This is a genomic window from Pseudoalteromonas sp. HM-SA03, assembly GCF_002289345.1.
Classification (GTDB): Bacteria; Pseudomonadota; Gammaproteobacteria; order Enterobacterales; family Alteromonadaceae; genus Pseudoalteromonas.
Genome location: NZ_NSDG01000030.1, coordinates 23,881 through 44,143 on the forward strand (window position 1 = coordinate 23,881; position 20,263 = coordinate 44,143).

The window sequence follows — 20,263 nt, forward strand, 5'->3', positions numbered from 1 at the left end:
GTCATGAAGAAAATAGAAGCAATAATTAAACCGTTTAAACTTGATGATGTCCGAGAAGCGCTTTCGGATGTGGGGATCACAGGTATGACGGTATGTGAAGTAAAAGGTTTTGGTCGTCAGAAAGGTCATACTGAGTTATATCGCGGTGCTGAATATATGGTAGATTTCTTGCCTAAAGTAAAACTTGATATTGTTACCGCAGATGAAGACGTTGACAGAGCCATTGAAGTTATCCTAAAAACCGCGCAAACGGGCAAAATCGGTGACGGTAAAATCTTTGTGACCGACGTTGAGCGTGTGGTCCGGATCCGTACAGGTGAAGAGGACGAAGAAGCAATTTAATGACGTTGTTAAGTCAAATGCTTACCTTTTAAGGCTGCTCACCTTCTATTACTGGCAGCCTAAATCCTTCCTTATTACAACTACAATCAAATAAAACACGCTGACGGCTGATGTCTATGTACAGGAAACAAGTGTTTTTTACCGCGGTATAATGTTTGAAGACGAGTGCTGGTTGAGAGAGAAGTCACGACATCGGTGATATCGTGACTTAGCACTTTTTTTATTTGTTACGTGCGTTAACCAATTTGGCTTTTTTCACGTTATCTGCAAGGTCAGGAAGACCGAGTTTGCGGTAGCTTTTTTCCATAATGTCAAAAGCCTGGGTCAGATAACTGCTTTGAGAGTAGTGTTCTACTACATATTTGCCACGGTTTGCTGCGGCAAGGTACGCTTCACGCTCGAAGTAATATTCAGCGACTCTAAGCTCGTAACGAGCCATTTTATTTAGTAACCATACTAAGCGTTTTTTCGCCTCTGGTGCATACGGACTGTTTGGATAGTTTTTGACTAATGTGGTTAAATCCTGAAAAGCAACGCGGGTACGATTGGCATCGCGGTCGGCTCTGTCTACACCGAAATATTCTTGGAATGCGTTTTCGTCAGCTTTAATACTTACCAGACCTCGCATGTAGTACATGTAGTCTAGGTCTTTATGATTTGGATTTAAGCGAATAAAACGATCAATAGTGGCAAGTGCTTGGTCAGTGTTACCTGTTTGATAATATGCATAGACTAAGTCCATTTGAACTTGTCTTGCATAAGGGCCAAACGGGTAACGAGCATTAATCGCGCCCAATAATTCAATGGCACGGGCATATAAACCTGAATCTAATGTTTGTTTAGCATCTTCATAAAGCGCTTGGGCGGATTTGTTTGGTACGCGTTCAATATCTTCTTGTTCTGGTGCGGATGAACAGGCTGCCAAACCCAAAACAGACGCGGCTAACGCCAGCCTAAAGGCGTGTGTCCTTAAGTTTTTAATCATTTTATTTTACTACCTTTGTTTTCTTCGGCTAGGCCAACTCGGCAAAACCGAGTAAACTATGCATTAATACGATTCTAACCCAGTCGAGCACGGCTTGCACTGGTAAATTAGGTAAAGTTTCAGATGTCAGAGCAAATTTCCCTCCAAGCGGAGGTTCCAGTCGAACTCGGTGGTAAACGTCTAGACCAAATATTGGCGCAATTGTTCCCGGATTTTTCTCGTTCAAGAATAAAAACTTGGATCCTTGAAGATAAAGTCACCGTAGATGGTGAAATATTCAACACCCCTCGTGAAAAGTTACTTGGTGGTGAAAGTGTCGCTATCGAGACGGTTATAGAAGCACAACGTGAATACGAAGCGCAAGATATAGAGTTAGACATTGTTTATGAAGATGATGACATTCTTGTGATAAACAAGCCGATGGGGCTGGTGGTTCACCCCGGTGCCGGTAACCCAGATGGCACTGTGTTAAATGCTCTGCTGCACCATCACCCAGAAATCATTAACGTGCCTCGCGCTGGTATCGTACACCGTCTAGACAAAGACACGACTGGTCTAATGGTCGTGGCGAAAACTATTCAAGCACAAACGCACTTGGTGAAGAATCTACAAGCGCGTGAAAACTTCACACGTGAATACGAAGCTGTCTGTAATGGCACGATGACGGCGGGTGGCATGATTGAAAAGCCAATCGGTCGTCACGCAACCAAGCGTACACATATGGCAGTACATGAGATGGGTAAGCCAGCTATCACTCATTACCGTGTTGCTGAAAAGTTTCGAGCACACACGCGCCTGCGCCTGCGCCTAGAAACCGGTAGAACGCACCAAATTCGTGTACATATGGCGTATTTGAATCACCCACTAATTGGCGATCAGCTCTATGGCGGCCGTCCTCGTCCACCAAGAAATGCGACTCAAGGATTAACCGAGCAATTAAGAGAGTTTAAACGTCAGGCATTGCATGCTATAAAACTGAGTATCGCTCACCCTATTACTGGCGAGAAGATGACATGGGAAGCGCCTGTGCCTGAAGATATGATTAAACTGGTGGCAGCGCTTAGAGAAGATACCAAAGAAAACCCGGATTTAACGTTATAAGATGCAACTCGCTCAGTGGCCATTAACCCAATTCGTTGGGACATTATCAACAACGCGCAAGGGCGGTGTTTCAGCACCGCCGTATGATAGCTTCAATCTAGCCTTTCATGTTGGTGATAATGCTGAACAGGTAGCCGAAAACCGTCGAATTTTACATGGTTATGTGGCCAACCCGATTGTATGGCTTGAGCAAGTACATGGCGCAGAAGTGGTGGTGGTCGACGAGCAGTTTGAAATCGCGCAAGTCCATCAAGCCGATGCATTATACACTCGCTTGCGTCAAACACCACTGGCTATCATGACAGCAGACTGCTTACCCATTCTGCTTGCATCAAAAGATGGTGAAGAGGTGGCCGCTATCCATGGTGGTTGGAAGCCTCTTGCGGCTGGAATTATCTCGCAAACTCTGGCTAAATTTAACTGTGCACCAGAAGAGATCTGTGTATGGTTTGGCCCTGCGATTGGCCCTAGCGCCTTCGAGGTAGGTGAAGACGTAGTTCAGGCTTTTGAGGCACAACGAAATACGGCATTTGTTGCCAAAAAAGACGGTAAATATCTTGCGGATATTTTCGAGCTTGCACAATCGTTACTATGCGATCAAGGTGTAAAAAATTTTTACGGCGATAAACACTGTACAGTAACTATGCCCGAGCAGTATTTTTCCTATCGTAGAGATAAAACAACGGGCCGTATGGCAACTTTGATTTGGCGCAAATAATCAGGGTAAATTATTACTTTTACGCTTGAACTTCGTTCAGTTAATACCCATAAATAAGGTAATTCGATATTTTATATGGGTAAATAAATCATGCGTTTAGATAGATTTACAAGCAAATTCCAAGCTGCGCTTTCCGATGCGCAGTCATTAGCGCTTGGGCGCGATCATCAATTTATTGAACCTGTTCATTTAATGTATGCTCTGCTCCAGCAGAGCGGCTCAAGTGTGCGCGCATTATTAGCACAAGCTGGCGTGAGTGCCGACGAGCTTAATACTAAGCTGTCACAAGCCATTGAAAAGTTATTTAAAGTAGAAGGCGTAGGTGGTGATGTACAGCTTTCAAATAACCTTATTTCACTGATCAATCTGTGTGATAAATATGCACAAAAGCGTAAAGACAAATATATCTCTAGCGAGTTATTTGTTTTTGCCGCGTGCGAAGATAAAGGCCCGTTAGGCGAGATTTTCAAAGCGCTTAACATCACTCAGCCAAAGATTGAGCAAGCTATTAAGGCTATTCGAGGCGGTCAAAAAGTGGATGACCCTAATGCCGAAGACACTCGCCAAGCACTTGAGAAATTTACCATCGATCTCACTGAGCGTGCAGAGCAAGGCAAGCTAGATCCGGTTATTGGCCGTGATGACGAAATTCGCCGCACTATTCAGGTACTACAGCGCCGCACTAAAAACAACCCTGTACTTATCGGTGAACCGGGCGTTGGTAAAACCGCCATCGTTGAAGGGCTCGCGCAGCGTATTATCAACGGTGAAGTTCCTGAAGGCTTGAAAAGTAAGCGCGTACTATCGCTAGACATGGGTGCGTTGGTGGCTGGAGCCAAATACCGTGGTGAATTCGAAGAGCGCCTAAAGTCGGTATTAAACGAGCTGGCTAAAGAAGAAGGCCAAGTCATCCTCTTTATTGACGAAATCCATACCATGGTAGGCGCGGGCAAAACTGACGGCGCAATGGATGCGGGCAACATGCTAAAACCCGCACTAGCCCGTGGGGAGCTTCATTGCGTGGGGGCAACCACACTTGATGAGTATCGTCAGTATATTGAGAAAGACGCTGCACTTGAGCGTCGTTTCCAAAAAGTATTTGTTGCAGAGCCAACCGTAGAGGACACCATCGCGATTCTACGTGGCTTAAAAGAGCGTTACGAATTGCACCACTCGGTGGATATTACCGATCCCGCGATTGTCGCTGCGGCTAATTTATCACATCGTTATATCTCAGATCGGCAGCTTCCAGATAAAGCTATCGATTTGATAGACGAGGCAGGGTCTTCAATTCGGCTGCAAATTGACTCAAAACCGGAGCAATTAGACAGACTAGAGCGCCGTATCATCCAACTAAAATTGGAAGATAACGCGCTGGCAAAAGAGAAAGATGAAGCGAGTCAAAAGCGTCGCACTGAGATGCAAACGCTCATCAATGAATTAGAAGCTGAGTATCGTGAGCTTGATGAGGTGTGGAATGCCGAAAAAGCCTCACTACAAGGCACACAAGTGATTAAGGCTGAGCTTGAGCAAGCGCGTTTAGATCTAGAAGTCGCGCGTCGAGCAAGTGACTTGCAACGCATGTCCGAACTACAATATGGTCGGATCCCTGAGCTTGAGCGAAAACTAGACCTTGCTTCTCAGGCTGAAATGCAGGAAATGAGCCTTTTAAAAAATCAGGTCGGTGAAGATGAAATTGCAGAAATTTTATCTCGCTGGACTGGGATCCCGGTCGCAAAAATGCTTCAAGGTGAGCGTGAAAAGTTACTGCAAATGGAAGACGAGCTCCATAAAAAAGTGATTGGTCAAGACGAAGCCGTTAATGCGGTTGCCAACGCTATCCGTCGCTCGCGGGCGGGGCTTGCGGACCCTAACCGCCCAATTGGTTCGTTCTTGTTCTTAGGTCCAACAGGGGTGGGCAAAACGGAGCTGACCAAAGCATTGGCCAACTTTATGTTTGATACGGAAGATGCCATGGTGCGCATTGATATGTCCGAATTTATGGAAAAGCACTCAGTTGCGCGCTTGGTTGGCGCACCTCCTGGCTATGTTGGCTACGAAGAAGGTGGCTATTTGACAGAAGCGGTAAGGCGTCGCCCTTATTCTGTGATTTTGCTTGATGAAGTGGAAAAAGCGCATCCAGATGTATTTAACATCTTATTGCAAGTCTTGGACGATGGCCGCTTGACCGACGGCCAAGGTCGCACGGTTGATTTTAAAAATGCGGTGATCATTATGACCTCGAACTTAGGGTCGGATGTCATTCAAGAGCAGGCAGGAAATAACGACTACGCAGCACTCAAAGAGCGTGTTATGGCCGTGCTCGCTAGTCAGTTTAGACCTGAGTTTATTAACCGCATTGATGAAACTGTGGTGTTCCACCCGCTTATCAATGAACATATTAAAGAAATTGCGAGTATCCAGTTAGACAGATTAAGTAAACGCTTGACTGAAAGAGGGTTTGCGCTTGAGCTCAGTGACGCCGCGCTTGATAAAATCGCTGCAAGCGGATTTGATCCTGTATATGGTGCTCGTCCTCTAAAACGAGCAGTGCAACAATACATTGAAAACCCGTTGGCGCAGGACTTGTTACAAGGTAAGTTTGTGACTGGCGATACCATTAAAGTCGAGGTTGTTGACGACCAGATAGTGTTCAATCACTAATATGGAAAAACGCTCTTACAGCATGCTGTAAGAGCGTTTTTCCTTCCCATACTGTAAATTTCTTCAAACTCTTTACCCTTTCGCGTATTCTACAAAGATAACAAACTGTCTTCTAAGAAAGCCGCATATGATAAATAACGCAACCACTTACGGTATTTACGAATTTGGTGATAGCAATCAACTGTGTAGCACCACCATTTCTTTGCCAGCGCTTAGTTCAGGCCAAGTGCGCATAAAAATAAACAGTACCAGCATAAATCCTATTGAAGTGAAAACCAGGCAAGGTCTTGGTTATGTTGCAGCGCAAAAAAGCGCAGATGCCTTTTTGCCGCTCGGATACGATCTGTATGGTGAGGTGGTTGAGGTTTATGGCCCAGATAGCCAATTTAAAGTAGGCGACCCTATCATCGGTATGATTGGGTTTGCAAGTAACCCCGGAACCTATAGTGATTATGTAGTGGCGCTTGAGTCAGAACTCATCAAGGTTTCTTTGCAAGAAAGTCCAGATATTGCAGGTCTTTGTCTTGCGGGTCTTACGGCAAAACAAGCGTTAGATAAATTCTCTAATCGTGATCGTCCATTATATGTATTGGCACCAACTGGTGGCGTGGGGCATTTAGCAATTCAACTAGCACAGCTCCAAGGGCGAAAAGTTATCGCGGTCTCGACCCGCCCTGAGCACGAATTGTTGTCGAAGCTCAAGGTAGCGGCAATAAGTTATGACGAATTTTATCAGCACCAAGTTGAGTGCGATTTACTGGACTTAATTGGTGGCGATATTGCATTACAGTGTGTCGACTCGATGAAGCCGAATTCGCACCTAGTGACTATTCCCAGCGTCACCAAAGAAATGGTCTGTGAGCGAGCTACGACAAGGGGTGTAAGGGCTGAAGGTATGCTGGTTGCGAGTAATTTAGACGATCTTAAATATTTGTATCAGGCGTACCAAGCTGGCAAAATCAGCATCAACGTAAGTCATTACTTTGCGATGGCGGATATTGCGCAGGCTCATCACTGTATGGAAAGTGGTAAGCATGTTGGCAAAGTTATTATTAAGGCCTAAGTGTACTAAAAGTAGCCATATTTAAATTGATTGCTCGGTTTAAATCACTCATTTGATGAATACACTTGGTATAATTTGGTTTCGACCCCATAAACTTGAAATTGGCCTGTAGGTTCGAGGAAGAATTTTTGAAACAATTAGACTTAAACACTAAGCTGGACTTATTGTCTGACGGCGCGCATCGCGGCGTTTTCAAAGGTATCAAAAGAGGTATCGAACGTGAGGCATTGCGGATCCAAGGGTCGGGAAAAATAGCGAAAACACCGCATCCAGAAAAGACGGGCCACGCACTGACCAATGGTCATATCACCACTGATTTTTCTGAGTCGCTACTCGAATTTATCACTCCAGTGAGTGAGGACCCACAAGAGACATTAGCGCAACTTTCTGATCTACAGAAGTTTACTTTGGCTAGCATGGGTGACGAGTTACTGTGGCCTTTGTCGATGCCGTGTTTTATTGAGGATGAAGAAGACATTGTGCTAGCGCAGTTTGGCACTTCTAATATCGGCAAAATGAAAACGCTATATCGTGAAGGGCTGAAAAACCGTTATGGCAGTATGATGCAAGCCATTGCTGGTGTGCACTTCAATATTTCGTTTCCAGAGACCGTATGGCAAAGTCTGCAACTGATGTCTGAAAATGATAAACCTCAGCAATCATTTATCTCCCAGCAGTATTTAGGCCTAATTCGTAATTTCAAACGTGAAATGTGGCTGATAAGCTACCTGTTTGGCGCATCTCCTGCGCTTTGTCCGTCATTTTTGCAAGGCAAAAAGAGCGACTTGCCATTTAGTAAGTTAGAAAATGGTTCCATCTACCTTGAATATGGCACCGCACTTAGACTGGGTGATTTAGGTTATACCAATAGCGCACAAAGTTCGCTTAAGGTGATGTATAACGATCTGGATGAGTATATTGCAGGTTTGCGACAAGCCATTCGTTGCCGCTCCGACTTATATCATGAAATTCCAGATTACCGGGCGGCGGAGCCAAAACAGCTAAATCGCAACATTTTACAAATTGAAAATGAGTTCTACTCGCCAATTAGACCAAAACGCAACGCCAAGTCTGGTGAAACGCCGACTCAGGCACTTGAACGTGGTGGTATCGAGTATATCGAAATTCGTGCGCTGGATGTTAACCCATTCGAGCATACCGGTGTGAGTCTTGAACAAATCCACTTCCTCGATGTGTTCTTAACCTACTGTTTGCTAAAGCCAAGCCCTGAACTTTCGTTTGAAGCGCAGAAGCTCGCTGGTAAGAATTTACATCAGGTGGTTAACCAAGGTCGCTGCACAGCACTTGAACTAAGTAAAGCGGGTGAGCCTGTGAGTGTGAAGCAGTGGGGCACAGAGATTTTTACAGACTTACTCAAAGTCGCAAAAATGTTAGATGCGAGTACCGAAAAATCAGTCTATGTGGCGACGGTGGAAAAATTAATGTTGTCAATTGAAACGCCTGCACTTACTTTTTCTGGGCAGTTGCTATCTCAACTGAAGAGTCGTACCTTAGAGCAAGGCTCAATGGGCATTGAACTTGCGAAAAAATATAAGCAACTTCATCAAGATATCAAATACGGCTATTACGATGAAGATACACTGAAGTCATTTGCACGTCAGTCTTTCGAAGATGAGGCTGCGGTTAGAGCTGAGGATACGGTAGACTTCACGGCTTTCCTTGACGATTATTTTTCAAGGGCATAATGCACAAGGCATAAAAAAGCGCAGCCATAAGGCTGCGCAAATAAATTTCAGGGATGAAACAATGCTAAACTGCTGCATTCATAAGTTCAGACCAATGCAAATTGTAAAAGTTCATTAGGTTTCGAAAAAAATGCAAAAAAAATTAATTTTAATTAGCCTCGTTGCTGTTTTATCCGGATGTGCTACTGCACCACCTAAACAACCTCATGATATTTGTAAGATTTTTGAGGAAAAAGAAGATTGGTATTATGATGCTCGTGATGCTCAAGAAAAATGGGGTTCACCAAAGCATGTACTGATGAGCATGATGTATCAAGAAAGTTCTTTTCGGCATGATGCGGCTCCTCCGATGGAGTATTTCCTGTGGTTTATTCCTGTTGGCAGAGTGAGCTCTGCTTATGGCTACTCTCAAGCCAAAACTCCGACCTGGTCTGATTATATTCGTGAAACTGGAAACTCAGGTGCAGATCGCGATGACTTTGAAGACGCCATCGACTTTATGGCTTGGTTCGTATACAAGACTCACAAGGTAAACGGCGTGTCTAAATGGGACGCTTACGCACAATACCTCAATTATCATGAAGGCTGGGGTGGTTATCGTCGTGGTACTTATAAAAATAAGAAATGGTTAATGCAAGTCGCAAATAAGGTAAAGCATCGTGCTGCGCGCTATGCCGTTCAACTTAAACGCTGTGAAGATGATTTAGATAAGAACTGGTTCGAGAGAATTTTTTCTTGAGTAAATTGCGGTGTTACTTTCAACACCGCAATTGAGTTTAGAGTTTAGCTTTTACTCGCTTAAGAGTTATACCAATTAGTCTTAATACTTGCTCAATTTGAAAGATCAAATCTGACGCTAACAGCGTTAAAAATTTCTCATTTAGAACAACTAAATAGTAAAATTATTGCCTTGCCTATATGGATGTAGGTACCTTGGCGATAGCAGGACGCGGTAGCGGTGTTATCGACAAGATTTTCTTGCCTCAAAATAGACCACTTAATCAAGCTAATTGGTAGTAGAAGAAATTTTCACCATCTTGATCATGTTTTCTTTAATCTCAATGACTTCCATCTTATAACCAGAAATCGTTAAGCCAAGAGGCGCATCTGGAATATCTTCAAGGTGCTCTACAATCAGACCGCTGAGAGTTTTAGGACCTTCGGTAGGTAAGTCCCAACTCATTTCTTTATTTAAGTCACGCACGTTTACACTGCCGTCAACCATAACTGAGCCATCACGCTGCATATTTACGTCTTCACTCGGCGCACGCGTCTGCGTGGTGGTAAAGTCACCAACGACTTCTTCAAGAATATCTTCAAGCGTAACCAGACCTTGAATGTCACCATACTCGTCAACAACAAGACCAATACGTTCTTTGGCTTCTTGGAATTTGATCAGCTGTGTATTGAGTGAGGTATTCTCTGGTACATAATAAATTTCTCTTACCGCACGCAGTAGTGACGGCTTATCAAACTGCTCTTTTGTCAGTAGGCGTAGCGCATCACGAGCGTGAATAAAACCAACCGCATCATCAATTTGGTCACGGTAAAGTAGCACTCGGGTGTGCTGCGCATTCGTGAGCTGGCGAGCAATATCTTTCCACTCGTCATTGATATCTATCGCATTGATTTCACTGCGTGGGATCATAATGTCTTCTACGGTCACGTGATCCAAGTCTAAGATAGAAGTGAGCATATTTTGGTGGTTTGAGGGCAGCATAGCGCTTGACTCATTTACCACGGTTTTTAATTCTTCTTTACTTAGGCTGTGCTCTTCAATCTCTTGTGGTGTGATCCCGACCAAACGCAACATACCATTGGTGATCCAGTTAGTCGCGACAACCAAAGGAAACAAGACCTTCAACAATACTTTTAGGATTACAGAGCTTGGGAAAGCGACTTTCTCAGGATATAAAGCCGCAAGAGTTTTAGGTGTGACTTCAGCGAAGATCAGGACCACAAGTGTGAGACCAAAGGTAGCAACTGCGATACCCATATCGCCATACAAACGTAATCCGATGATAGTTGCAACTTGCGCAGCGGCAATATTGACGAGGTTATTTCCGATCAGGATCAGACCAATCAGTCTGTCAGGACGGTTAAGGAGGTTACTTACACGCTTCGCACCACGGTGATTTTCTTTTTCAAGATGGCGTAGACGAATACGGTTGATTGACATGATACCGGTTTCTGAACTAGAAAAATAAGCCGACATCAAAATGAGCACGCCGAGTATGATAAACAAGGCGCTGGTCGATATGTCTTCCAACAGTGGATCCCTTTTTTACTTACGAAAGAGTATTAAGCGTTAGTGAGTTACGATAGTCAAGTTAAAGTTTAAAACCTGCCTAAAATCACTTCTTGTATAAAGCGACTGCCAAAGTAACCTAAAGTCACGATGCCAGAAGCCGCTATGATGGAAATCACCACAGACTTACCGCGCCAGCCAAACTGCCTATGCCCGAAGGCGACGACGACATAGATAAGCCATGCAACGATAGATAAAATGGTTTTGTGAATAGTCTCTTTAGCGAACATACCGTCTAAAAAGTAAAAACCGGATGCTAATGCCAGCGTTAATAAACCTGTGCCTACAAATAACAGCTGATAAAGCTGCCTTTCTACTTGCATAAGTGGCGGTAGATGGCTGGTCATAATCGCCAAATCCCGTTGTTTTAAGCGTTTATCAATAAACATAAATTGAATGGCGTAGAGCGTGGCGATGATAAGTACGCAGTAAGCCAACAAAGAAAGTGAAATATGTAAAACGAGGCCAACATCTATGTTTATCGTATGCATAATAATGTGGTGTGGAATAAATAGGCTTGCTAATAACAAAATAGCCGCGAAGCCATACACCACGGGCAGCAATAATGTTGCAGGGAAGCGTAGAGATACAGTCGTTACAGAAACAACGATAACCCAACAGGTTAACAAGGCAACGTTGACGGTACTGAGATCTTGTCCTTGGTGCGTAAACACTGAATTCACCAACACTAGCATATGAGTCAAAATGGCGACAGTGCTTAATATTAAGGTTTTCTTTTGATCTGGACCTTGTTTGTCAAATAAGCGCGATAAAACATGGCTGGTGGCCATGATGTAAAAGAGACAGGCGATTAATGACAAGCTAATAATCAACATAAAAATAAGTGCCTAATTTTTGCTTTCCTTTTCTAGCTATTGTATTTAAAGCCTCTGCGCTTGCATAGGGTTTTATTTCAATCCGTTAACTTATTCTTATTTTCGTTCAACGAAAGCGTAAAAAGCAGAACAATCTGCTTGAATACTGTATTAGTAGCTCGCATATCAGTATAATGCCCGACAATTTCGAGATTTTGGAACCGATACATGTTTGAAAACCTCCAAGAGCGTTTAGGAAAAACGCTTAAAAACATCAGTGGCCGTGGCCGACTAACTGAAGACAATATTAAAGAAACACTCCGTGAAGTACGCATGGCATTGCTTGAGGCTGACGTTGCCTTGCCGGTTGTGCGCGACTTTGTAAAACAAGTAAAAGAACGCGCGGTTGGTGTAGAAGTCACAAAGAGTCTGAGCCCAGGCCAGGTTTTCATCAAGATTGTTCGTGAAGAACTTGAAAAGTCGATGGGTGAGGCTAACGAAGAGCTAAACCTAAACGCGCAGCCGCCAGCTGTCGTCATGATGGCAGGTCTTCAAGGTGCGGGTAAAACCACCAGTGTTGGTAAGCTGGCTAAATTCCTCAAAGAGCGCAAAAAGAAATCTGTGTTGGTGGTGAGTGCTGACGTTTATCGTCCAGCGGCTATCAAACAGCTTGAAACGTTAGCCGCTGAAGTTGACGTCGAGTTTTTCCCCAGTGATATTTCACAAAAACCGGTAGATATCGCAACGGGTGCTATTTCTCACGCGAAGAAAAAGTTCATTGATGTGGTGCTTGTGGATACCGCTGGTCGTTTGCACGTAGATGCAGACATGATGGACGAAATCAAAGATTTACACGCGGCGATTGACCCAATCGAAACCTTATTTGTCGTTGACTCAATGACAGGTCAGGATGCTGCAAATACAGCAAAAGCGTTCGATGAAGCGCTGCCACTCAGCGGTGTTATCTTAACTAAAACGGATGGTGATGCGCGCGGTGGTGCGGCGTTGTCTATTCGTCATATTACTGGTAAACCCATTAAGTTTATCGGTGTGGGTGAAAGAACGGATGCCTTAGAGCCATTCCACCCTGACCGTGTTGCATCTCGAATTCTCGGTATGGGCGATGTACTGTCGCTTATTGAAGAAGTCGAAATGAAAGTCGATAAAGACAAAGCCCAAAAAGTGGCTGAGAAGGTCTTTAAAGGCGATGGTTTTACACTGGAAGATTTTGCTGAGCAGCTGCGCCAGATGAAAAACATGGGCGGTATGATGTCAATGATGGAAAAGCTGCCTGGTATGTCAAACTTGCCGGATGCAGTAAAAGGTCAAGTAAATGATAAGACCTTTAACCAAATGGAAGCCATCATAAGCTCAATGACGCCAAAAGAGCGTGCACGTCCTGAAATCATCAAAGGCTCGCGTAAAAAGCGTATCGCTGCGGGTTCTGGTACGCAAGTACAAGACATTAATAAGTTGCTGAAGCAATTTACCCAAATGCAGAAGATGATGAAGAAGATGAAAGGCAAAGGCGGCATGATGAAAATGATGAAGAACATGAAAGGCATGATGCCGCCGGGCATGTTCGGTGGCGGTGGGCCTAAGTTCTAACACCGTTTTATAGTCTGTATAATGTGAAAGGCAAGCCATGAGGCTTGCCTTTTTGTTTACTTAGTTATTCTTAAAATTGGGCACTATTGGCCTAAAGTTTTCTGCTTTTTTCGGGTCGCCTGTACCAATGTACTGGGCTTCTTGTGGATAGGGGTAAACAGGGCGAGTGAAAAGAATATTGCCCTGCGGATCTTCTTTTTGCGTCATAAGCGCATCCGGTGCTATGCCTGTATCAAGCCAATGCACTAACGCTGCGATGGCATCAAAGGTTTCAGCGCCAGGTCCCTCAATACCACAATGCACCAATCCTGGTGGCAAGAATAGCCGAGTAAAGTCGTAGGTGTTGTCTTTACCCATATAGTTGATAACTGACTCATACCAATCAATAGTTGCATATGCGGGTATTGCAGCGTCTGACCATCCATGTAATACAATCATTTTGCCACCGCTATTTTTAAATCCAGTGAGATCAGGGTGATCGGCGTCCATAAAGCTTGAGATAGGTGAAAGCTCGCCAACCTCATTGTTATAAGAAAAGTCTCTCCAGTTGCCTTGATTGTATCTTTCTCGAGGAAAAGCCAAGTACTTTAAATACTCGGTTGCAGCATAATAGTGATAAGGCTTGATAAACGGTGCTTCAGGGAACAACCAACCTGTCCATTCAGGTTCGGAGCCATAGGGTAGGCCACCATAAATGACGTTGCCTTGTTGGTCGTAGGATGGTGCATATATGTCCTTAATTACGTTAACTTGGCGAGGTGTCAGGCATTTACCCGTGGTGTTGTCGCTGCACAGGAGCGTTTGCGGGTCAAAATCACAGCGTCTTGGGTCGCTTATTAATCCATCAACTAAGCCATCTTTATGGTCACAAGCTTGCATGACGGCCTGTGAAATAAAGTCAGTGTAGCTTGCATCGAGCAGTGCGTTATCGTTTTCATCCAAAATAGCTTTTGCATTATCCATGCAGTTGATTAGGTTGACTTTGGTGTAATTAATCGTCGGCCCTCTGGCAATCACGCCATCAAAATCATTTGGGTAACGCTTTGCGGCCATTATCCCAGCATGGCCTCCCTTCGAACAACCCGATATAAATGAGTACGTAAGTTGTTTACTATAAAAGCGCTCAATAACCGCTTTTGCTTCAACAGCAACCACATGGTTCGCTCTATAGGCGAAGTCTTCTCTTAATGGCACATTGTTTTTAGCCCACAAACCATCGAATCCAGCAGCGGTATGGCCGCCATCATGAGACATGGTCGCGTAATTACGCATAACGCCAGCCATCGTTGGGTAGTTCGATACTTCGCCACAAAAGCCCATACAGGCATTGAGTAAAAAACGTTGGTTCCAAACTTGGTCCATTGGCAACCTAAGCTGAAAACGTATCGTCGGTGCGGCATAGCCTTCAACCAAACAGTGTTCAGGTAAAGAATTTGTTCCTTTTGGTACAGGTGCACCTAATAGGCGACTATACTTATATGTCCAGAGTTCGGTGTCGGCATCTAGGGTTTGGCTTGGTACATATTCTGCGTTGGTGATACTCATTGCAGCATTACCTTGCTCTAGCTGCGAGAAGTCACCAAAACGTAACAGTTTACAAGCCGTTATTTCTTCATTGCTTGCTGCCAGTGTTGAAGGAGCAACGAGCGTAAAAGAGATGAGTGGTATACTTAGGAATAGGTGTTTAATTGAACGTTTTGCTTTCCACATTTGGTTCATATGTGTGCTCTCCTTATAATGAAACAACAGGGGGGCGACTTTCCAGTATTGCTGAAAAGTCAACTTTTCGTACCGATATTGAGACGAATGTGGCGTGTGAAACTTCAGCAGTAATTCTTTAGCAAGGCCTAATAAAGCATCAACTATGGAATTAACTTGCATTGCGCGTGAAAATGCGTAAAATGCCCGAGCTTCCCGTAATGGGAAGTACAAACTTATTAATGAAAACAGTCAATCTATGTAGAGGACGGTATGGTAACTATTCGTTTGCAACGTGGCGGCGCTAAAAAGCGTCCATTCTATCAAATCGTGGTTGCGGATAGCCGTTTCTCGCGTGACGGTCGTTTCATCGAGAAGGTAGGTTTCTTTAACCCTATCGCTGCAGGTCAGGAAGAAAAAGTACGTTTAGATTTATCTCGTGTTGATCACTGGGTAGGTCAAGGTGCAGCTCTTTCAGATCGTGTTGCGAAGCTGGTTAAAGACGCTCGTAAAGCGGCTTAATAGGCGTAAGTGTAACCATGAGTCAAAGTAAAACCTCGACAATCGTTGTTGGTAAGCTTGGTGCTCCTTATGGCATCAAGGGTTGGCTTAAGGTGCATTCATTTACTGACGATCCCCAAGGGATCTTCGATTTCAGCCCATGGTTGATAGGGCAACAAGGTAAATGGCAAAACCTTGAAGTGAGCGACTGGCGTCGTCACAACAAGGGATATATCGCTAAATTTGCACAGGTAAACGACAGAGACGAAGCAGTGGCTTATACCAATGCTGAAATCGCTGTTTATGCTGAGCAGCTTCCTGAATTACCTGAAGGGGAGTTTTATTGGCGAGATCTCATCGGCATGTCAGTAGTAACCGATAAAGGCTACGACTTAGGCATAGTTGATGACTTGATGGAGACTGGTTCAAATGACGTTTTGGTTGTGAAAGCAAACAAAAAAGATGCATTTGGCCAATCGGAAAGATTAATTCCATTCTTAACAGACTCTGTTATTTCGGATATTAATCATGACGAGAGAAAAATTACGGTAGATTGGGATCCAGCGTTTTAATGAGCGTTCAGCAAAAGCTATGGGTTGGAGTGGTTTCGCTTTTTCCTGATATGTTTGATGCGATAACTCAGCAAGGCGTAACGGGTCGAGCTGTGAAGAACGGCTTGATTGAGTTTAATTGTTGGAACCCGAGAGACTACGCCATTGATAAACATAGAACCGTGGATGACCGCCCTTATGGTGGTGGCCCGGGAATGTTGATGATGGTTGAGCCTCTTAAAAAAGCTATTCTTGATGCCAAAGCGGCAGCAGGAGAAGGTGCTAAAGTAATTTATATGTCCCCTCAAGGGCGAAAGCTAGATCAACAAGGTGCGACCGAATTGGCGCAATCTGAAAAGTTGATTTTAGTAGCGGGTCGTTATGAAGGTATTGATGAGCGGATCATCGAGTCTTATATAGACGAAGAGTGGTCCATCGGCGATTTTATACTGAGTGGTGGTGAGTTACCGGCCATGACATTAATCGATGCAGTAGCGCGATTAGTGCCAGGTGTGTTAGGTCATAATCAATCAGCAGAGCAAGATTCATTTTCGGATGGCTTGTTGGATTGTCCTCATTATACTCGGCCGGAAACATTGGATGATAAACAGGTGCCTGCTGTATTACTCAGCGGAAACCACCAAGAAATAGCCAAATGGCGCTTAAAGCAGTCTTTGGGTAGAACTTGGCAACGTCGTCCTGACTTGTTGCGTAACCTAGCTCTGACTGAGGAGCAGGCGGCATTACTTGCTGAATTTCAGCAAGAGAATGGCCAAGCTTGTGGCTAGAAGACAGTTACACCTAGGAATGTGAGAAATAAAATGGCAAAAGTAAACCAAAATATTATTAAAGAGCTTGAAGCTGAACAGCTTAAGCAAGACGTACCTGCGTTCGGCGCTGGTGATACAGTAGTTGTACAGGTACGCGTAAAAGAAGGTAACAAAGAGCGTCTACAGGCCTTTGAAGGTGTTGTAATCGCTAAGCGTAACCGTGGTCTACACTCATCTTTCACTGTTCGTAAGATTTCAAGCGGTGAAGGTGTTGAGCGTGTATTCCAAACGCACAGCCCTCTTATCAGCAGCGTAGCAGTTAAGCGTCGTGGTGCGGTTCGTCGCGCTAAGCTTTACTACCTACGTGAGCGTTCTGGTAAATCTGCACGTATTAAAGAGAAACTTAACTAATACGTCGCATTTATCAAATGCAGATAAAACAGGCCGCTTTATGCGGCCTGTTTTGGTTTTATCCCTCTCATTATTTCCATTCTGTGAATACTCACTGACATCTCAGGCGTCTTGTCACGATATTTTCATGGTTGCTTACTTTTAAAGCGGCGTACTTCTTGTTAGACTCGGTGTATTATTTAATTTACTACTGTATATATAAGTTTACATCATGAATGGGGCTAACGATTTAGAAGCAATACGCGTTGCAATAGATGATTGTGATAGCGAGCTTGTCGCGCTACTTGCAAAGCGCAAAGCATTGACCGAACAGGTTGGAAAAATAAAACAGCAAAAGGGCGCACCGCTACATGTGCCGAAGCGCGAAGCGGAGCTGATCAAAGCCCGGCGCGCAGAAGCGGATGCTAAAGGGGTAAACCCTGATTTAGTCGAAGATATTCTGCGTCGTATGATGCGAGAAGCCTACGAAAACCAGCAAAGTGAACTTGCCTGTGCCGCACCAAAAATGTCTCCGGTTGTTATTGTCGGTGGCCAAGGTGCCATGGGTAAACTGTTTGCGAAACAGTTTAGACGCTCAGGCTACGAAGTACGCATTTTAGACAAAGACAATCAATCACAGGCTACTGAGTTACTGAGTGATGCTAAGTTAGTACTGGTGAGCGTTCCTATCAATGCCTTTGAGCAGGTTGTTAATGCGCTACCAACGCTGCCTGATGACTGTATTCTTGCTGATATTACCTCTGTGAAGCAAGCCCCGCTCAAAGTACTAATGAACAAGCACAACGGCCCTGTGGTCGGTCTACACCCTATGTTTGGTCCAGATATATCTCATTGGGTTAAACAAACTGTTGTGGTGTGCGAAGGACGTATGCCAAAGCAATGTGAAGGATTAATCAAGCAACTAAAGATCTGGGGCAGCCAGTTGGTACCGATGGACGCTAAAAAACACGACCAATCCATGCAGATCATTCAGGTGATGCGCCACTTAACTACGTTTGTATACGGTCAGTTCTTATCTAAGCAGTGCCATTCATTAAAAGAGCTAAGAAGCTGCTCATCGCCCATCTACCAATTAGAGCTGATGATGGTGGGACGGCTGTTTGCGCAATCCCCTGAACTTTATTCAGATATTATGCTCGCGCAATTTAATGATGTAGAAGGGTTATTGGCAAGCTATCAAGATACCTTTGAGCAGACATTGACCAAGCTACAACAAGGCGATAAAGAAGGCCTAATGCGATCTTTCTCACAAGCCAAACATTATTTCTCAGAAAGCGCGAAACACTTCTTATCACAAAGCCGAGGCCTGCTTAACAAAGCCAATGACGCTAAAGTGTTGGATTATGAGGAAAGTATTTAGCGTCTTGATATACCTCCTACACCACAGGGTAAATAGTGTTGTGGGGGGGCTTTACGCCACGATTTTACGTAGGTCGCCATTTATGGCGACAAATAACCTTAACGAGCCAACAGAAGGCCCGGATAGAACCCCCTCGTATGTAGCAAGTGATTTGTGTGTTGAAATTATAACCTTTGACTGGTAACTTACTAAAATAATTAAATAAAGTTAGTTAGCTAGGTAGTTGTTGTTTCATTACTTGTGGATAAGAGAGATATTGAAGAACTCATGCTAATGAGCTGTTAGCACTTGAGAGGGAATTATGAGTAAATTTTTAAATTCGGTTGCCTTGTTACCAATGCTCGGTTTCGTTTTTACTATGATTTATAGTTTTATTGCAAAGGAAGAAATTTATACCAATCACCACTGGTTTGTTGTTGCCTTAATTTCACTTCAAGCTACCGCTAAGCGTCTTAAAAATGTAAATTCAGTAAGCACAATGATTTTTGTTTCTAGTATTCTTGCAAACATATTATTACTTATAGCGTGTGGGTTTGATTTAAAAATAACTCCAGCCACTTTTGTAATATTTTTAGGTTATTTAAGTGTTGGTGCTTTAGTTGTAATGGGTAATTTGGCAGTGAATTGGTACAAGCAAGTGAGTACTAACAAGGCCGTAAAATCGGATTCGTTAAATAATAAATAATAAATAATAAATAATAAATAATGACACCTATTGCTATTCCAATAATAAATAACACCCATTACTATTCAATTTAAAATATAGTGTTCTGGTAAATTTAGCTTAAAAGGTACGGAAACACTTAAAGCAAGAGACAAAACGTTTGTCGATGGCTACTTTTAGCGCCCAAGCGTACCTCTACACTAAGAACAGGGTTATCACGCACGACAACGCGCAGCAAACACAACAGTTAAAAATTTAGAGTTGAGAATGTGAGTTTTACTAAGCCAGCAAGTGCTCGCAGTTTGTTAGGTTTGTCCGTCGTCGTTTTTGCAGTGTTTCACAGTAAGCGGTTAGTGTCCGCTCTCGACCAACTGCACCGTGAAATACCCGTGAAAATTGCGTAGTAAGTTTTATCCAGTTCTCCGGTCCGATATTTAGTCGAGTGAGAATAGGCTGAGACTCAAAGATATAACCGTGTTTATCGGCTCGAATACACTGGCCCGTGAGCTCAACTAATTCAATATAGGACTTGAGTTCAAAAGGAAGGCCTTTAGGCATATGTTTTCGTGGGCTGCCTGCAAAGCGTAGTAGGCTTTTTGGTTGTTTTCCCAGCTTCGCATGGTCGATGCGTTTTTTGATACTGGTGTAGTCTGAGGTTTCAGGCGTTGCGGCGATTTTGGCTCTAATGGGGTTTAAGTCTACATATGCCAAACAAGCAGCCAGTGCAGCTTCATCCAGTAATGCTTGGGATTTGAATCGTCCTTCCCAAAACCGACCTGTACAATTATCTTCTTTATTTGCTCGACGGGCGATGTCTTCGTTAAGTACCCGCATAAACCAGCTAATATCTGCGAGTCTTTCTCTGTACTTGGTGACATGCTCATCGAGTATCAATTGTTCCGACTCGCTGAGTGGCTCATTTTCAACATACTTTTGGCTTATCCAATTGCCTTTAAACAACTTGTGCCACCGTATCACAATCGCTTCATCCGACAGAC

General features: G+C 43.9%; 19 protein-coding genes. 14 read left to right on the forward strand and 5 right to left on the reverse strand.

The window, feature by feature from the left end; translation table 11 throughout:
- The first annotated feature begins 3 nt into the window (after nt 1–3).
- A complete protein-coding gene (glnB, locus tag CKO50_RS06515) occupies nt 4–342 on the forward strand; it encodes a nitrogen regulatory protein P-II (protein ID WP_010371023.1) in 339 nt (112 codons plus the stop codon).
- Nucleotides 343–562: 220 nt separating this feature from the next.
- On the opposite strand, the gene CKO50_RS06520 is transcribed toward glnB, so the two are convergent.
- Complete coding sequence (locus CKO50_RS06520; protein WP_095727502.1) at nt 563–1,327, reverse strand: outer membrane protein assembly factor BamD; 765 nt, start codon at nt 1,325–1,327, stop codon at nt 563–565.
- 123 nt (nt 1,328–1,450) lie between these two features.
- Here CKO50_RS06520 and rluD point away from each other — a divergent pair, with 123 nt between their 5' ends.
- From rluD to CKO50_RS06550, 6 genes are all read left to right on the forward strand, one after another.
- Nucleotides 1,451–2,428 (forward strand): 23S rRNA pseudouridine(1911/1915/1917) synthase RluD, encoded by a 978-nt coding sequence (gene rluD, locus CKO50_RS06525; RefSeq protein ID WP_095727503.1) that lies wholly within the window; start codon nt 1,451–1,453, stop codon nt 2,426–2,428.
- Between the two features lies 1 nt (nt 2,429).
- Complete coding sequence (gene pgeF, locus CKO50_RS06530) at nt 2,430–3,146, forward strand: peptidoglycan editing factor PgeF (protein ID WP_095727504.1); 717 nt, start codon at nt 2,430–2,432, stop codon at nt 3,144–3,146.
- Between the two features lie 90 nt (nt 3,147–3,236).
- The gene (gene clpB / locus CKO50_RS06535) at nt 3,237–5,810 is read left to right on the forward strand and encodes an ATP-dependent chaperone ClpB (protein WP_095727505.1); all 2,574 of its coding nucleotides are present in this window, start codon (nt 3,237–3,239) and stop codon (nt 5,808–5,810) included.
- Between the two features lie 127 nt (nt 5,811–5,937).
- On the forward strand, nt 5,938–6,873 hold the full coding sequence (locus tag CKO50_RS06540) for an NADP-dependent oxidoreductase (protein ID WP_095727506.1): 936 nt from the start codon (nt 5,938–5,940) through the stop codon (nt 6,871–6,873).
- A 128-nt stretch (nt 6,874–7,001) separates the two neighbouring features.
- Nucleotides 7,002–8,579 carry a glutamate--cysteine ligase gene (gene gshA, locus CKO50_RS06545; protein ID WP_095727507.1) on the forward strand — a complete coding sequence of 526 codons (1,578 nt, stop codon included), beginning with the start codon at nt 7,002–7,004 and terminating at the stop codon, nt 8,577–8,579.
- Nucleotides 8,580–8,709: 130 nt separating this feature from the next.
- Nucleotides 8,710–9,318, forward strand: coding sequence for a transglycosylase SLT domain-containing protein (locus tag CKO50_RS06550; RefSeq protein WP_010606683.1), 609 nt, complete (start codon nt 8,710–8,712; stop codon nt 9,316–9,318).
- 267 nt (nt 9,319–9,585) lie between these two features.
- On the opposite strand, the gene CKO50_RS06555 is transcribed toward CKO50_RS06550, so the two are convergent.
- Together CKO50_RS06555 and CKO50_RS06560 are read right to left on the reverse strand one after the other, a co-directional pair.
- Entirely contained in the window at nt 9,586–10,848 is a 1,263-nt protein-coding gene (locus CKO50_RS06555; RefSeq protein ID WP_095727508.1) for an HlyC/CorC family transporter, read from the reverse strand.
- Between the two features lie 68 nt (nt 10,849–10,916).
- Nucleotides 10,917–11,723 carry an inner membrane protein YpjD gene (locus CKO50_RS06560; protein ID WP_095727509.1) on the reverse strand — a complete coding sequence of 269 codons (807 nt, stop codon included), beginning with the start codon at nt 11,721–11,723 and terminating at the stop codon, nt 10,917–10,919.
- Between the two features lie 207 nt (nt 11,724–11,930).
- Here CKO50_RS06560 and ffh point away from each other — a divergent pair, with 207 nt between their 5' ends.
- Entirely contained in the window at nt 11,931–13,310 is a 1,380-nt protein-coding gene (gene ffh / locus CKO50_RS06565) for a signal recognition particle protein (protein WP_010606686.1), read from the forward strand.
- 60 nt (nt 13,311–13,370) lie between these two features.
- Here ffh and CKO50_RS06570 read toward each other — a convergent pair whose 3' ends face one another.
- Nucleotides 13,371–15,029, reverse strand: a complete 1,659-nt coding sequence (locus tag CKO50_RS06570; protein ID WP_095727510.1) for a tannase/feruloyl esterase family alpha/beta hydrolase — start codon at nt 15,027–15,029, stop codon at nt 13,371–13,373.
- Between the two features lie 252 nt (nt 15,030–15,281).
- Here CKO50_RS06570 and rpsP point away from each other — a divergent pair, with 252 nt between their 5' ends.
- The 6 genes from rpsP (at nt 15,282) to CKO50_RS06600 (ending at nt 19,286) form a co-directional block, all read left to right on the forward strand.
- Nucleotides 15,282–15,530, forward strand: a complete 249-nt coding sequence (gene rpsP, locus CKO50_RS06575) for a 30S ribosomal protein S16 (RefSeq protein ID WP_010371051.1) — start codon at nt 15,282–15,284, stop codon at nt 15,528–15,530.
- A 17-nt stretch (nt 15,531–15,547) separates the two neighbouring features.
- Nucleotides 15,548–16,081, forward strand: coding sequence for a ribosome maturation factor RimM (gene rimM / locus CKO50_RS06580; protein ID WP_010371053.1), 534 nt, complete (start codon nt 15,548–15,550; stop codon nt 16,079–16,081).
- On the forward strand, nt 16,081–16,848 hold the full coding sequence (gene trmD, locus CKO50_RS06585; protein WP_095727511.1) for a tRNA (guanosine(37)-N1)-methyltransferase TrmD: 768 nt from the start codon (nt 16,081–16,083) through the stop codon (nt 16,846–16,848). The genes rimM and trmD overlap by 1 nt, the downstream gene beginning before the upstream one ends.
- Nucleotides 16,849–16,881: 33 nt before the next feature.
- Nucleotides 16,882–17,241 (forward strand): 50S ribosomal protein L19, encoded by a 360-nt coding sequence (rplS, locus tag CKO50_RS06590; protein WP_017216162.1) that lies wholly within the window; start codon nt 16,882–16,884, stop codon nt 17,239–17,241.
- Nucleotides 17,242–17,452: 211 nt separating this feature from the next.
- Nucleotides 17,453–18,601: a bifunctional chorismate mutase/prephenate dehydrogenase gene (tyrA, locus tag CKO50_RS06595; protein WP_095727512.1), complete on the forward strand. Its 1,149-nt coding sequence runs from the start codon at nt 17,453–17,455 to the stop codon at nt 18,599–18,601.
- Between the two features lie 301 nt (nt 18,602–18,902).
- Entirely contained in the window at nt 18,903–19,286 is a 384-nt protein-coding gene (locus tag CKO50_RS06600) for a hypothetical protein (protein WP_095727513.1), read from the forward strand.
- A 258-nt stretch (nt 19,287–19,544) separates the two neighbouring features.
- Here CKO50_RS06600 and CKO50_RS06605 read toward each other — a convergent pair.
- On the reverse strand, nt 19,545–20,263 hold a 719-nt coding region (locus CKO50_RS06605), incomplete at its 5' end, for a transposase (protein ID WP_255229447.1).